Annotated in this window: 9 protein-coding genes, 1 tRNA gene, 1 other RNA gene and 2 pseudogenes; 2 read left to right on the forward strand and 11 right to left on the reverse strand. The window is 38.6% G+C overall.

The window, feature by feature from the left end; all coding sequences use genetic code 11:
* Nucleotides 1-30 precede the first annotated feature (30 nt).
* The 6 genes and pseudogenes from HMPREF9182_RS01770 to HMPREF9182_RS01795 form a co-directional block, all read right to left on the reverse strand.
* On the reverse strand, nucleotides 31-552 hold the full coding sequence (locus tag HMPREF9182_RS01770) for a methyltransferase family protein (RefSeq protein ID WP_009443537.1): 522 nt from the start codon (nucleotides 550-552) through the stop codon (nucleotides 31-33).
* A gap of 21 nt (nucleotides 553-573) precedes the next feature.
* Nucleotides 574-1,788, reverse strand: coding sequence for a tRNA uracil 4-sulfurtransferase ThiI (thiI, locus tag HMPREF9182_RS01775; RefSeq protein ID WP_009754537.1), 1,215 nt, complete (start codon nucleotides 1,786-1,788; stop codon nucleotides 574-576).
* A 111-nt stretch (nucleotides 1,789-1,899) separates the two neighbouring features.
* A pseudogene (locus HMPREF9182_RS01780) lies at nucleotides 1,900-2,933 on the reverse strand (cysteine desulfurase family protein); the annotation flags it as partial.
* 99 nt (nucleotides 2,934-3,032) lie between these two features.
* On the reverse strand, nucleotides 3,033-4,943 hold the full coding sequence (locus tag HMPREF9182_RS01785; RefSeq protein WP_009443751.1) for a fructose-1,6-bisphosphatase: 1,911 nt from the start codon (nucleotides 4,941-4,943) through the stop codon (nucleotides 3,033-3,035).
* A 54-nt stretch (nucleotides 4,944-4,997) separates the two neighbouring features.
* Complete coding sequence (locus tag HMPREF9182_RS01790; protein WP_009754758.1) at nucleotides 4,998-5,810, reverse strand: pyruvate, water dikinase regulatory protein; 813 nt, start codon at nucleotides 5,808-5,810, stop codon at nucleotides 4,998-5,000.
* Between the two features lie 2 nt (nucleotides 5,811-5,812).
* Nucleotides 5,813-6,451 carry a CBS domain-containing protein gene (locus HMPREF9182_RS01795; RefSeq protein WP_009754427.1) on the reverse strand — a complete coding sequence of 213 codons (639 nt, stop codon included), beginning with the start codon at nucleotides 6,449-6,451 and terminating at the stop codon, nucleotides 5,813-5,815.
* A 234-nt stretch (nucleotides 6,452-6,685) separates the two neighbouring features.
* Here HMPREF9182_RS01795 and ppdK point away from each other — a divergent pair, with 234 nt between their 5' ends.
* Nucleotides 6,686-9,307 (forward strand): pyruvate, phosphate dikinase, encoded by a 2,622-nt coding sequence (gene ppdK / locus HMPREF9182_RS01800; protein WP_009754964.1) that lies wholly within the window; start codon nucleotides 6,686-6,688, stop codon nucleotides 9,305-9,307.
* Between the two features lie 754 nt (nucleotides 9,308-10,061).
* A pseudogene (locus HMPREF9182_RS10280) lies at nucleotides 10,062-11,387 on the forward strand (IS3 family transposase).
* A gap of 45 nt (nucleotides 11,388-11,432) precedes the next feature.
* On the opposite strand, the gene HMPREF9182_RS01815 reads toward HMPREF9182_RS10280, so the two are convergent.
* The 5 genes from HMPREF9182_RS01815 to HMPREF9182_RS01830 all read right to left on the reverse strand — a co-directional run bounded on the left by HMPREF9182_RS01815 (nucleotide 11,433) and on the right by HMPREF9182_RS01830 (nucleotide 13,683).
* Nucleotides 11,433-12,131 carry an LrgB family protein gene (locus tag HMPREF9182_RS01815; protein WP_009443678.1) on the reverse strand — a complete coding sequence of 233 codons (699 nt, stop codon included), beginning with the start codon at nucleotides 12,129-12,131 and terminating at the stop codon, nucleotides 11,433-11,435.
* Nucleotides 12,124-12,501 (reverse strand): CidA/LrgA family protein, encoded by a 378-nt coding sequence (locus HMPREF9182_RS01820; RefSeq protein WP_009443295.1) that lies wholly within the window; start codon nucleotides 12,499-12,501, stop codon nucleotides 12,124-12,126. The genes HMPREF9182_RS01815 and HMPREF9182_RS01820 overlap by 8 nt, the downstream gene beginning before the upstream one ends.
* A gap of 191 nt (nucleotides 12,502-12,692) precedes the next feature.
* Nucleotides 12,693-12,780, reverse strand: a tRNA-Ser gene (locus HMPREF9182_RS01825).
* 8 nt (nucleotides 12,781-12,788) lie between these two features.
* Nucleotides 12,789-13,137: a transfer-messenger RNA gene (gene ssrA, locus HMPREF9182_RS09810) on the reverse strand.
* A 207-nt stretch (nucleotides 13,138-13,344) separates the two neighbouring features.
* A complete protein-coding gene (locus HMPREF9182_RS01830; RefSeq protein ID WP_009443374.1) occupies nucleotides 13,345-13,683 on the reverse strand; it encodes a metal-sulfur cluster assembly factor in 339 nt (112 codons plus the stop codon).
* Nucleotides 13,684-13,702: the final 19 nt, after the last annotated feature.

Here is a 13,702-nt window from a genome sequence, read left to right on the forward strand (position 1 = left end):
CTTATCAAGTAAATAATCCACTCAAAGAATTTAAAAATAGCGTCTTACTTGCTTTTTATAATTTTGATAAGAATTTCCGAAATGAGCCAAACACCATCTTTCCTCAGCAAGGATAATAAAATGTCCTGATAGTTGAAAAATTAGAAGGATAACAAAGAAAGTGAGGGACTGAGTCAGCAAAGCTATGCCTAGAAAATAAATAAAATATGCCATATACATGGGATTACGGGAATAGCGATAAAGACCCTTTGTATTCATGCCGTTTGCATGTGATCTAGCGAAGTCCCTCATACTGATAGCACACAAAGTCAAACCAAGTAGATAAATGGCCGCTCCCATATAAAAGAGAACTGAGAAATCAAACTTGATCCCAATTAAACAGGAAAACAAAAACAAGCCAAGATTACTAATCTGATATATCACATAAGCAATTTTTTCATTTCCTTCCATTGGCGCAAAATAAGCTGCGCGTGACAAAGCGTTTTTGCCGAAATGACTCAATAAAGGAAAACGAATCAGCAAAAAAGGAATTAAGAGAAAAACAGCAAGCATAAAAGTCACCTTCTCTCGCTTTTACAAAAGCCCCTCAATCAGCTCATCAACTTCATCAGCCTCTGCTTGAGGAGTGATTTCTGTAATCATGATACCCGCAACTGCACGCTCTACCAATGCTTCAATATCTAGTCTAGCTTCGTACTGCTCCGCATTCTTGATTTTTGGATTGGTTTTAGGTCGATCTGGTGCAAAAATGGTACAGCAGTCTTCAAATGGCTGGATAGAAATTTGGAAAGTATCAATTTTCTCTGCAATCTCAATGATTTCCAGCTTGTCCATCGTCACGACAGGACGGATAACTGGTGTATTGGTAACAGCGTTGATAGCCTGCATACTTTCGATGGTTTGACTCGCAACCTGACCTAGACTTTCTCCATTGATGATGATCTGGCCCCCCCGCTCTTCTCTGATCCGGTCCGTAATACGCATCATAAAGCGACGAGTCAGGGTCATCAGGTAAGCTTCTGGAGCCTTAGCCTTGATTTCCTCTTGAATCTCAGTAAAAGGCACTTCGATAAACTGAATATTGCCACCAAACTTAGTCAATTTTCGCGTCAAATCTTGAGCTTTTTTCAGAGCACCTGGGCTAGTGTAAGGGGGACTGGCAAAGTGAACAGCCTCGATATCCACACCGCGCTTGAGAGCCAAATAGCCCGCCACTGGTGAGTCGATCCCACCAGACAGCATAAGCATGCCCTTGCCTGAAGTGCCAACTGGCAAGCCCCCAGCGCCACGAATCGTTTCATAAGAGATATAAGCCGCTTCTTCACGGATCTCGACACGCAGCTCAATATCTGGCGCTTTCATCTTGACCTGAACATTTGGAATGGCCTTAAAAACAGCATCCCCAAGTGTCTGGTTAAGCTCACGGCTATCCAATTCAAAGCTGTGGTCACTGCGCTTGCTGGTAATCTTAAAGGTCACGCCCTCTTGATAGACTTCTTTCATGATAGATTGGACAGCTTCGATTAGGGCAGGCACAGATTTTTTTACTTTGTAAGACGGCGAGAAATTCTGAATCCCAAAAATCTGCTTGAGCGACTCAGCGACCTGCTGATAGTCTGTACCGTGTAGATAGACATGGGTACGGTCACGATCCGCCTTGATATGGACTTGCGGATAGACTGACAAGACAGCCTGAATATTGCGTTTGAGTTTGTTGATAAAGCGCATGCGGTTCTTGCCCTTAGTAGACAGCTCACCGTAGCGTACCATAATTTCTGAATATTGCATTGTTTACCTTACTTTTCTGGTTTTTTCGTAAATAATTTTAAAAGTTGTTAAAAACTGCTCCATCTGACTCATATCGTTATCAAGATCCAAACTGATACGGACGGCCGTTTGAGCGAGAGACTTTTCGACACCCATAGCGATGAGAGTTCCTGCTGGCTTTCCTGCCTTAGAAGAGCAAGCGCTGGTCGTCGAGATATAGATCTCGTAGTCTTCAAAAGCATGGACGACGACTTCACCCCGCACTCCCTTGATCCCAAAGGTTAGTATATGGGGTGCAAAATCCTCTATATCTGAGAAAATCACCACATCTGGATACTTCTGCAGCTCTTCAAGGAGAATTTGCTTCATCTGAGCCGTCCGCTGGGCAAATGCTTCTTGCTTTTCCATGGACAAACGCAGAGCCTTGGCTGTCGCTGCAATACCAGCTAAATTTTCTGTTGTGGAGCGCTTATCCGACTCCTGGCCGCCACCAGTCAAGAGCGGGCTGATTTTCTTGCCAGACTTGATATAGACAAATCCTACTCCCCGGACACCGTGAAATTTATGACTGGAAAATGTCGCAAAATCCACACGATCTGTCAGATAAGAAGCTGTCGGAATCTTCGTAACAGCCTGTACAGCATCCACATGAAAGGAAATAGTCGGCTTGTCTGCTAACAGTTCTGATATTTTTTGGATAGGCTGAAGACTGCCGATTTCATTATTGACTGCCATGATAGAGACCAAAGTGGTGTCTGGACGAATCAAATTTGCTAGCTCATCTACATCAACAAAACCTGCCTTATCGACTGGCGCAAAATCAATTTCAAATCCTTGACTCTGTAACCAGAGGGCTGATTCTTTAACAGCGGGATGCTCGATGCTTGATACGATGATGTGTTTGCCAAAAGGAATCTTTTCAAAGGCAACTCCCTTAAGCACCCAGTTGTCCCCTTCTGTCCCCCCAGAAGTAAAAAAATCTCTGACGAAGACTTGCCTAAAAGCTCTGCTATTTGACGGCGTGAAGCTTCTAAAAGGCGGGTTGCCTGATTGCCTAAACTGTGCAGACTGGATGGATTTCCCCATATTTTAGAAGCCACCTCTGTGTAAGTGGCCAAAGCCTCAGGATAAGGCCTGGTTGTCGCTGAATTATCTAAATAAATCATGTGTTTTCCTCTAAATTTCAATACTCTTATTGTAACATGAAAGAGAAGCTGGAACAAGAAAGAAAAAAACCTAAATTCAAGAAGAATCTAGGGCAAGTTTTAAGAGTCATAGAATTCATGTAGCAGAGCAAAAAGTTCTTGTTGCTGAGCCATCAATATTTGACCGATACTAGTGGATTTAATCAGAGTTCGCTGTTCAACATTTTCAATAACTTTCTTTAAAGAAGTCTGGGCAAAAGGTGCTTCTACTACCTTTTGGGCATTTTGGAAGGGTTGGTGGGTTACCAGTTGAAAACCGTAAGAATTATTCAGCAAAGAATATCCTGCTGTTCCAGTCTTTTCTTGATAAGCTTCACACAAACCGCCATCAATGACGAAGAGCAAGCCACCACCACGAATAGGAGATTCTCCCTTGCCTGTTTTAACTGGAGTGTGGCCGTTGACCATTCTAGACTCCTGGGAAAAGAGGCCGAATTCTTCTAAAATCAACTGACATATTTTCTCAGAATTACGATAAGAAAAATAAGAATTTTCCACTTCCTTGTGGGTATCCTTATCCTCGATAAAATAACGTTCTAAAGTGGTCATCCTATCTTTTCCAAATAGAGGGGACAATTTACCTCTCCAACAATACCAAATTAAGTCTGTCGAAAAATCATCGCCGATTTCCTTATTCTTTGCTGCTTGGCGAATATGGTATTCAAAGAAATCCAGCAATTCTCTTCCTACATAATGCGCTTGATGAATCATAAGAGGTTGAAACTCTCCAGAAGGTTCAAGAGGAATACAGCCATGAAAGAGCAAATGTTGGTTGTAAATCTTATACATTGAACCCTTTTTCATGAGCAGGTTGATATGTTCAGCCAGCTTGAGAGATCCTTGGAAGGAAGCCAACATACTGTCAACTGCTTGCGCTTCTTCTGGACTTAATTCTGATGGATTTGTTGGATCAATAGTTTGAAAACAAGTATTAATCAAAGGATGTTTTTTATCATCGATCGTCAGACATTCTTCCCAGTAATCAATTTTATCCAAGGTAACCTGGTCCTCCATCTGGAACTCAGGGCGTCTTTTTATTAATTGACTTTCTAGCTTAAACTGTATTATGGTAAGAGCTTGATGAACCTTTTCCAACTGTAAAATTTCTTCAACAGTGAAATCGTCTTCTCTATGTCCCAGAATAGGTCTAAACTTAGGATTGGCCTTATAGATTCTATCCGCAAATAGTGTTAAGGCTCGAAGATTTAAGCCATACGCCTTTTCGATATCCCACAGATAACCATAGCGTGCTGCAATACGCAAGGCATTGAGCATGCAGGCTTTAGAGCCGAAAAAGCCTCCCATCCAAATAATATCGTGATTTCCCCACTGAATGTCTAAAGAATGAAAATGCAAGAGTTCATCCATGACTTGAGGACTACCAATCCCTCTATCAAAAATATCTCCCACCACATGCAAGTGGTCAATCAATAAGCGACGGATACTTCTAGATATCCCCAGAATAAAAGGAACAGCTTCGCGTAGCTCAATGACATAAGACAGAATATTTTCGAAGTAAGATTTTTTATCCGCTAAAGCGGTATCACTATAAACCAATTCTTCAATGATATAGGCATATTGAGGGGGCAAGGCCTTTCTAAGCTTGGAGCGACTGTACTTGGATGCTGCAAAGGCCAGTAAGCTTAACAGCTGAGGGATGGTGTCCTTATACCAGTCTCTGCTTTTATTGCTTTCTTTCAAGACAAGTTCTGGATAGGAAACCAAAGCTGATAGTCTGTTTTTATCATCTTGTGATAAAGAATCCCCGAAGCAATCCTTAATTTTTTCATTAAGAATACCAGCACAGCTTCTTAAAATATAGTCAAAAGCCTCGAATTCTCCATGAATATCACTGATGTAAAGCTCTGTCCCTTTAGGAAGGTTTAAAATTGCTTCAAGGTTGGTTAGTTCTGTGATAACCTTTTGCCGAGAGTCAAATTCTTTCAGTAAAATACGCTTATATTGCTCCATATCTGCCCTCCAACGCTCTAACCTATTTATAAAAAAAGTTAATGCTTCATTCGCTTAGTTCAGTTTCTTTAAATGCTCCTCGATCAAGAAAGCCGTCTCTTCAATTGATTTATCTGACATATTAATGATCTGAGCTCCACATTTTTTAAATACGGTTTTAGAGTAGTCCAATTCCTGATAAATTTTTTCCAGATCTGTATAGCTGGTTTCCTGGGTCAAGCCCAAGGAGTCCAAACGATGACTACGAATTTTCGCTAGTTTTTCTGGCTCACACACAAGACCAATTAAACGGCGAGAATCAACTTTTTCCAAAACCTGAGGCAGAGGAACTTCTGGGATTAAAGGAAGATTTGAAACCTTATATCCTTTATTAGCTAAGTAAATGCTAAGAGGTGTTTTCGAAGTGCGGGAAACACCCAATAGAACTATATCTGAATCTAAAAATCCTTGTGGCGCTTTACCGTCATCATACTTGACCGCAAATTCAATAGCTGAAATTTTATTAAAGTACTCACTATCTAAACGATGAAGAGTCCCAGGGACTTCAATCGGGTCAGTACCCGTCTTTTCCTTGATAATTTCAAAAAATGGATTCATCAAATCCAAATAGGACAGACCATGAGCCTGACTAAACTCTCTAGCTACAGAGGCTAGCTTGCCATCAACCAAGGTACTAATAACTAGGGCATCATCCTTGATAGCGTCACGTAAAATATCTAACAGTTCCTCCTCCTTGTTAATAAAAGGAAAACGATAGCTGTTATTAAAAATGATATCTGGATATTGAGCCGTAACTGCTGACAGCAACTTTTGGGAAGTCCCACCTAATGAATCTGAAACACTATAAACAATCATTTCTTTTTTCATATTTATTCCTCTTCTCTATTCACCTCAGCGCTTCGGGCTTGCTGAATAATATAATCCAACAAGGCCGACTTGGTCACACTTCCTAAAATTTTACGTTCATCTTCCTCGTCCACTATTGGCAATGAATCTATAGCATAATCTTGAAGGAGGGCAGCAGCTTCTAAAATATTCATATTCTTGTGGCATGTTTTAATATGGGGCATCCTGGTCATACAAACTGCTACAGGTGTACTATTGATATTAGAATTGAGTGAAGCCCTCAGAAGATCTTTACGTGACATAATGCCAAGGAGAAGCTTTTCTTCATCAATGACATAGAGAACATCTGCATCATACATAAAGAGAGTAATAATAGCATCCTGAATATAAGAATCATGGCTTACCAAGACCGGAGAAGTCATAATCTCTGCTACTTCTTTTCGAAAAGTATCAAAAAAGAAAAGTGTTTCAAGATCAGTGCCAGAATACGTGTAACCAACTTTCGGAGTAGCCTTTAAAATTCCAACCAAGGTTAGAAAGGAAAGATCTGACCGTAATGTCGCCCGAGAAATATCCAGTAGCTCCGAAATTTTCTCACCGCTTAAAGGCTGCTGAACTTTAACAATTTCTACAATTTTCTTTTGTCGTTCGCTTAATTTCAATTAACATAAAACCTTTCTGTATTCAATAAATGATAAAAATAAATAATGGATATTCTTGGCATATTTAAATTAAAAGTTATTATATAATCATCATTTTTGTTACACATTATATCAAAAAAATTAAATATGTCAACAAAAAACCTGCATGTTTTTTATTTGACAAGTATATATGATGTATATTACAATGTACTTGTCTTTTAATATGACACATATTAAATCAATTTGGAGGCAGATATGACAAAATGGATTTATTCCTTCGAGGAAGGAAGTGCGAATGACAAAGCTCTCCTTGGTGGAAAAGGAGCCAATTTAGCAGAGATGAGCAATTTGGGATTGCCTGTTCCTCCCGGTTTTACCATTACTACAGAAAGCTGTAACAAGTTTCTCGAAAATCCTGATTTCTTTGATTCCTCTTTAAAAGATCATGTTTTGAAAGCGATTACCCTTCTTGAGAGGAAAACGAATAAATCTTTTAATGGAGAGAACTCTGACTTGCTTTTAGTCTCCGTTCGTAGCGGTGCAAAATTCTCCATGCCAGGAATGATGGATACCATTTTGAATCTTGGGCTCAATGATCATCGGACACAAATATTAGCCGAACAGACTAATCCTGACTTTGCCTACAACTGTTACCGACGTCTTCTTCAAATGTTTGCAGACGTTGTATATGGAATTCCTAAAGAACTTTTTGATACTTTATTAGAAAACGTTGAGAAAAATCAAAATAAAAGTATTAAAGAATTCTCAATAGCCGAGCACCAAGACTTGGTTAAGCAATATAAAGAACTCTACCATAATGAAAATCAGAATTTCCCAGAAAATCCGATAGACCAGCTTTTTGCTGCTATTCGAGCTGTTTTTAAGTCCTGGAATAATAATCGGGCTAGAATTTACCGTGATTTAAATCATATTTCTCATGATTTAGGAACAGCCGTAAACGTTCAAGCCATGGTTTTTGGAAATAGTGATCAAAATAGTGGAACTGGAGTCTGTTTTACTAGGAACCCTGCTAACGGTGAAGCTGAATTATTCGGGGAATTTTTACTGAATGCCCAAGGTGAAGATGTTGTCGCTGGCATACGGACCCCAGAACCTATTGCTGCCCTAGAAAAAGCTCAGCCCCAAGCTTATAAAGCCTTTAAAAACTATGCTAGTATTCTTGAAAACCACTATAAAGACATGCAGGACATTGAATTTACTATTGAAAAAGGGAAGCTTTATATCTTACAAACTAGAAATGGTAAACGGACAGCCAAAGCCTCTTTAAAAATTGCGTTAGATTTAGTAGAGCAAGGTATTATCAGTAAAAACGAGGCCCTCTTAAGAGTATCTCCTGCATCTATTAGTCAACTCATTCATCCTGTTTTTGAAGATACTGCATTGGAAAAAACTCCTTTCATAGCACAAGGTTTTCCAGCCAGTCCTGGAGCTGCTACTGGTGAAATAGTCTTTACAGCTGATCGAGCTAAAGAACTACATGATCTGGGAAGAAAGGTTATTTTAGTCAGACAGGAAACTTCTCCGGAAGATATCGAAGGAATGGTAGTCAGCCAGGCTATTGTAACCAGCCAAGGTGGTATGACCTCTCATGCAGCAGTTGTCGCTAGAGGAATGGGAACCTGCTGTGTCGCTGGCTGTGGTGAACTAATTATTCGTGAGGAAAGCAAAACGCTCTCATGCGGAAGCCTCACTCTTACTGAAGGAGATATCATTTCTGTTGATGGTAGTTCTGGTCGCATTTATTGTGGAGAAATACCAACTGTCCTAGTTGAAAATAATCAGGACCTCCAGCTTCTGCTTTCTTGGGCTGATGAAGTTGCTCGTCTGAAAGTTCGAGCAAATTCTGAGACTGTCAAAGATTTGGAAACAGCTATAAAATTTGGTGCTCAAGGTGTTGGACTGGCACGTACTGAACACATGTTTTTTGGTCAAGACCGAATCCTAGAAATGCGTCGCCTCATTCTCGCTGACAACGAGGAGGAGATTAAGAAAGCCCTCAAGCAGCTTTTACATTTCCAAGAAGAAGACTTCTACCAAATGTTCCGAGCAGTTCAGGATAAACCGATGATTATTCGCCTTTTAGATCCACCAATGCATGAATTTTTTCCTAAGGATCCTCAGGAAATCAAGCTTTTAGCCGAAAAATTGCACAAGTCACCAGAAAAGTTGGCCCGCCAAATTGAAAGCTTACAGGAAAGCAACCCTATGCTAGGCCATCGGGGATGCCGTCTGGGAATTACTCAGCCAGAAATTTACAAAATGCAAGTCGAGGCTATTTTCAGAAGTGCCATCAGGCTGCATCAAGAGGGACTTAAAATCAAGCCAGAAATTATGATCCCCTTGATAGCAGATAAAAAAGAAGTGGACTTTGTTAAATCTTATCTAAATGAACATATCCAATGCCTCTTCCAAGACTATGAACAAGATCCCTTCCCATACGAAATTGGTACTATGATTGAATTGCCACGAGCTTGTCTGACTGCAGATAAGCTCGCTCAGGAAGCCGATTTCTTTAGTTTTGGGACCAACGACTTGACTCAAATGACCTATGGCTTCTCTCGAGACGATATTGGAAAATTTATTAGCCATTATAAAAAGAAAGACATTCTCTCATCCGATCCTTTCCAAAATATTGATAGGGATGGTGTCGGTGAGTTAATGAGAATTGCAATCAGCAAGGCTCGTCAAGTGAAACCAAATCTATCCATTGGTATTTGTGGTGAGGTTGGCGGTGATCCTGCTTCTATCTCTTTCTTCCATAAAATCAACGTTACCTATGTTTCCTGTTCGCCATATAGAGTTCCTGCAGCTAGACTTGCCGTTGCTCAAGCTGTTCTCCAAGAAGAAAGAAGCTAAAACTCTTTATGGTTGTTTAAAGGAGACTGGGACAATGAATGCCCAGCCTTACTTTATGATAAAAACTACTTTTCCCTTAGCAAGATTCTTTTCACTATTTTGAAAGTTTAATCAGACATCTCTTATCATCAAACTTCTGCCTTTAGGTAAAAAAACTACTGACTGCGTTTACAGAAATAAAATTTTTATTTTTTAAGACTTTTTAAAATAAAAGACGTATAATGGAAAATACGAAATAAACTTGAATTCATATTTAGTTTTTGCAAAGGAGTTTGAAAAACATTATGACCAACGATTCTCGTCAAAATAAGAAAACTAATAAAGATAAACCAGGAAGCTGGAAAAGCTGGGCGCCACATCAAAAAGGCCTATCTGCTTTTTAAAAAACCTTAACCTTGATTGATGGTGTACTGGGCATTATCACAGCGACTATTATATTATGAACACAATGAAGTCCAATAAACAAAAGAAATCAGCTCCCAGTTCTTCTGCTCAAACGACCACTAACATAAAGAAAGTCGAAAAAGAGACGACTACCGCCTCTACTTCTGATACTACTGAGACCTCCGTTCAGTTTCAACTAACACAGAGACCAGTTCAAATTCTTCAAGTAATGATGCTACTTCTTCTAGCCAGGCTGAGACAAGTGCTAGTAGCAGTGAGCAGGAAAATCAACAATAAACAGAGCCAGAACATCTGTGTACTGCACCCCAAAAGTTAGATTTTTTCTGTCTAACTTTTGGGGTGTTTTATTATGAAATTAACTTATGAGGATAAAGTTCAGATCTACGAACTAAGAAAACAAGGATATTGCTCAAATCAACTCTCAAATAAATTTGGGATAAACATTTCTAATCTTAGCTACATGAGGAATAGAAATCACAAAAAAGAAAAGAATCGATACTATTCTCCAAAATTAAAACAAGAAATCATTAATAAGGCCTCGATTGAAGGTCGTTCTTAAGATAGAGTTTCTCTCGAATATGCTCTCCCAAATTGTGAGATTCTTCCTAATTGGCTAGCACTATACAAGAAAAACGGCTATACTACTGTTGAGAAAACAAGAGGGAGACCAGCTAAAATGGGACGTAAACGGAAGAAAACTTGGGAAGAAATGGCAGAACTAGAGCGTCTTTAAGCAGAAAATGAGTACTTGAGAGCGGAGAATGCTATCCTAAAAAGTTGAGAGAACTCCGATTGAGGGACGAAAAGGAGCAAGAAGAAAAACGGAAATTGTCTGAGGATTGGTAACAGAGTTTGCTTTAGATATTCTTCTAAAGATTATTAAGCTAGCTCGTTCAACCTATTATTACCACCCGAAGTAGCTAGAGAAAAGCGATAAAAATCATGACATTAAATCTGAAATTCAAGCTATTTTTACTGAGCATAAAGGGAATTACGGCTATCGTCAAATCCCTTTAGAATTAAGGAATCGTGGTTATTTGGTCAATCATAAAAGGGTTCAATGTCTAATGAAAGTCCTTGGTTTAACGGCTAGAATTCGTCGTAAACGGAAGTATTCTTTGTACCAAGGATAGATTGGCAAGAAAGCTAATAACATCATTTAACGCCAGTTCGAAGCATCAAAGCAAATGGAAAAGTGCTACACCGATGTGACAGAATTTGCCATCCCAGCAAGCAGTCAAAAACTCTATTTATTGCCAATTTTAGATGGCTATAATAGCGAAATTATCGCCTATAATCTTTCTACATCACCGAACTTATCACAAGTAAAAATGATGTTGAAACAAGCCTTCACAGAGAAACACTGCGAGAATGCAATTCTCCATAACGATCAAGGATGGCAATACCAACACGGTTTTTATCATCATTTTTTAGAGGATAAATAAATTCAACCATCCATGTCACGCAAGGGGAATAGTCCAGATAATGGCATGATGGAGTCCTTCTTTGGTATTTTGAAATCCGAAATGTTTTATGCTATGAGAAGAAGTTTAAATCGCTTGATTAATTGAAACAAACTATTGTAGACTATATTGACTATTACAACAATAAACGAATTATGGTCAAACTAAAAGGACTTAGTCCTGTGCAATACAGAACTAAATCCTTTACTTAAATTATTTGTCTAACTTTTTGGCGTGCAGTTCATAAAAACCTTTTTTTATTTACCTAGAATAAGTCCCGCAATCAAAGGACTAACAAAAACATACATCAGACCAGTCACACCAATAGCTAAGCCTGCCATTGCACCTTCTACTTGACCATATTTAAAGGCTGCACCTGTTCCGACAGCATGACCTGTCCCACCAAGTGCTAAGCCAATTGCAACAGGATCTTCTATTTTTAGCCATTTTAAAATAGTTGGCCCCATGACACTTGTCAAAATCCCTGTCGCTACAACAACCACTAAAGTAATCGTTGTAATACCTTGCATTTTATCCACAATTCCAACAGCCATAGCTGTAGTAACAGACTTGGGAAAAAGTGAAATTGCTAGAAAAAAATCCATTCCAAAAAGTTTTGCTACAAGCGCAGTGAAAGTCGTATTCACTAAAACCGAAAGAAAAATACCTAACAAAATACTTCTAGCATGATGTCTCATCAGATGAAATGTTTTATAAAGCGGAATACCGAGCGCAACTGTTGAGGGTACGATCAGATTATTTAAGTAAGCTCCCCCAACATAGTAATCTTTATAAGAAATTTTAGTAATGCTCAGAAAAAGAATAACTAGAATTGTTGCCAATAATAATGGTGTTGTCAAAGGATGAGGGAAACGCCTAAAAATAAGCATTCCAATGAGATACGCTAGAATAGACAGAGCTAACCCAAACAATGGATTTGTAAATATATTAGTCATGCTTTGACCCTCCTTCGTAATCTCCTTCATAACGCCTCTTGATAAACTGTACTGTAAAAGCAATCACTATCACATTTAAGACAATAGCCACGAATATAATCAAGACAATTGGAAAAAGATAAGGGGCGATGAGATGAAACTTGTCCATAATTCCTACAGCTGCAGGCAAAAATAGAATCGTCATATTAGCTAACAAAAAATGGCCGACCATATTTACATGACGAAGACGTAACCATTTGAATTGCAAAGCCAAAAACAAAATGATTAAGCCAATAATACTTCCAGGAATCGGCAAGTGAAAAATATTTGAAATCCCCTCACCAATTAAAGAAATAGAAAAAATAATCATTAATTGCACATATAATTTCATGAAGACACCCTCACTTTTCTAAGTAACAGTCTACTACTTTTCAGAAAAATTTCAATATATTTTACAAAATAAAAGTAAAAATAATCAAGCTACTATTTTAGAAATCAGAAGCGTCAATATTATTCTAAATGTATCAATCACTTATCAGATTTGTCCAACAAAAAAACGTCACGAGACGCTTTTGAATATTACGGAAGACATGGGATTCGAACCCACGCACGCTTTTACACGCCTACTGCGTTTCCAACACAGCCTCTTAAGCCTCTTGAGTAATCTTCCATATTTATACATGGAGCCGGTGGGAGTCGAACCCACGTCCAAACACCTGCCAACACATTTGTCTACAACCATAGGTTATGTATTCTTTTAACTTCATTCTGACACATAACTCAAGCCAAAATCAAGCGAGTCTATTCATCTCTTGTAAAATCCCTAGACAAGATTTTACCGTAGCTTGCTAATAATAAGACCTATCATCAGACACAAGCAATCCGAATCAGGTCACGCTGGCTGGTTTTTAGGCAGCTAAAGCGTAAGAAGTATTATTTTTTGCAGTTATATTTAACTGGCGTTTTACATCCGCTAGATGAGTTGCAAAATGTGTCGCATAATGCCTGTCGAATCCGTAACGACCCCAAGACAATGAATATATTATAACATATTTCATAGAAAATGCAATTTTTATAAAAAAGAACTTTATTTACTTTATCGGCTTTTTTAGACATAAGACAGCTAAGAAAATCTCATTTTAAGATTTCCTATCAAATCCTCATCAATCGTCTTATCTATCAATATTTTTACATAAAAATGAGGTCAAGACTTATCATCTTAACCTCTCTATTTTTATCTAATTCCCAATGCAATTCTTGCATAACGACTCATTTTTTCGACCGTCCAAGCAGGGTACCATACTAGTTTTACTTCTACTTTGGTAACTTCTGGAATCTCTCCTAAAGCGTCGTGAATTTGGTCAGTCAAAAGATCAGCTAAAGGACATCCCATAGTAGTTAGCGTCATATCGATTTCTGTTTCACCATTCTCTCCGTTAAAACGAATTTCGTAGATCAAACCTAAATTTACGATATCAATCCCAAGTTCAGGGTCAATGACTTGCTCTAAACTTTCAAGGATGCGATTTTTAATGCCATCTATTTCTTCTGGTGTATAGAGTTTTTCTGCCATCTCATCATCTCCTCATTGT

Origin of the sequence: Streptococcus sp. oral taxon 056 str. F0418, from assembly GCF_000220065.1 — a bacterium.
Lineage (GTDB): Bacteria > Bacillota > Bacilli > Lactobacillales > Streptococcaceae > Streptococcus.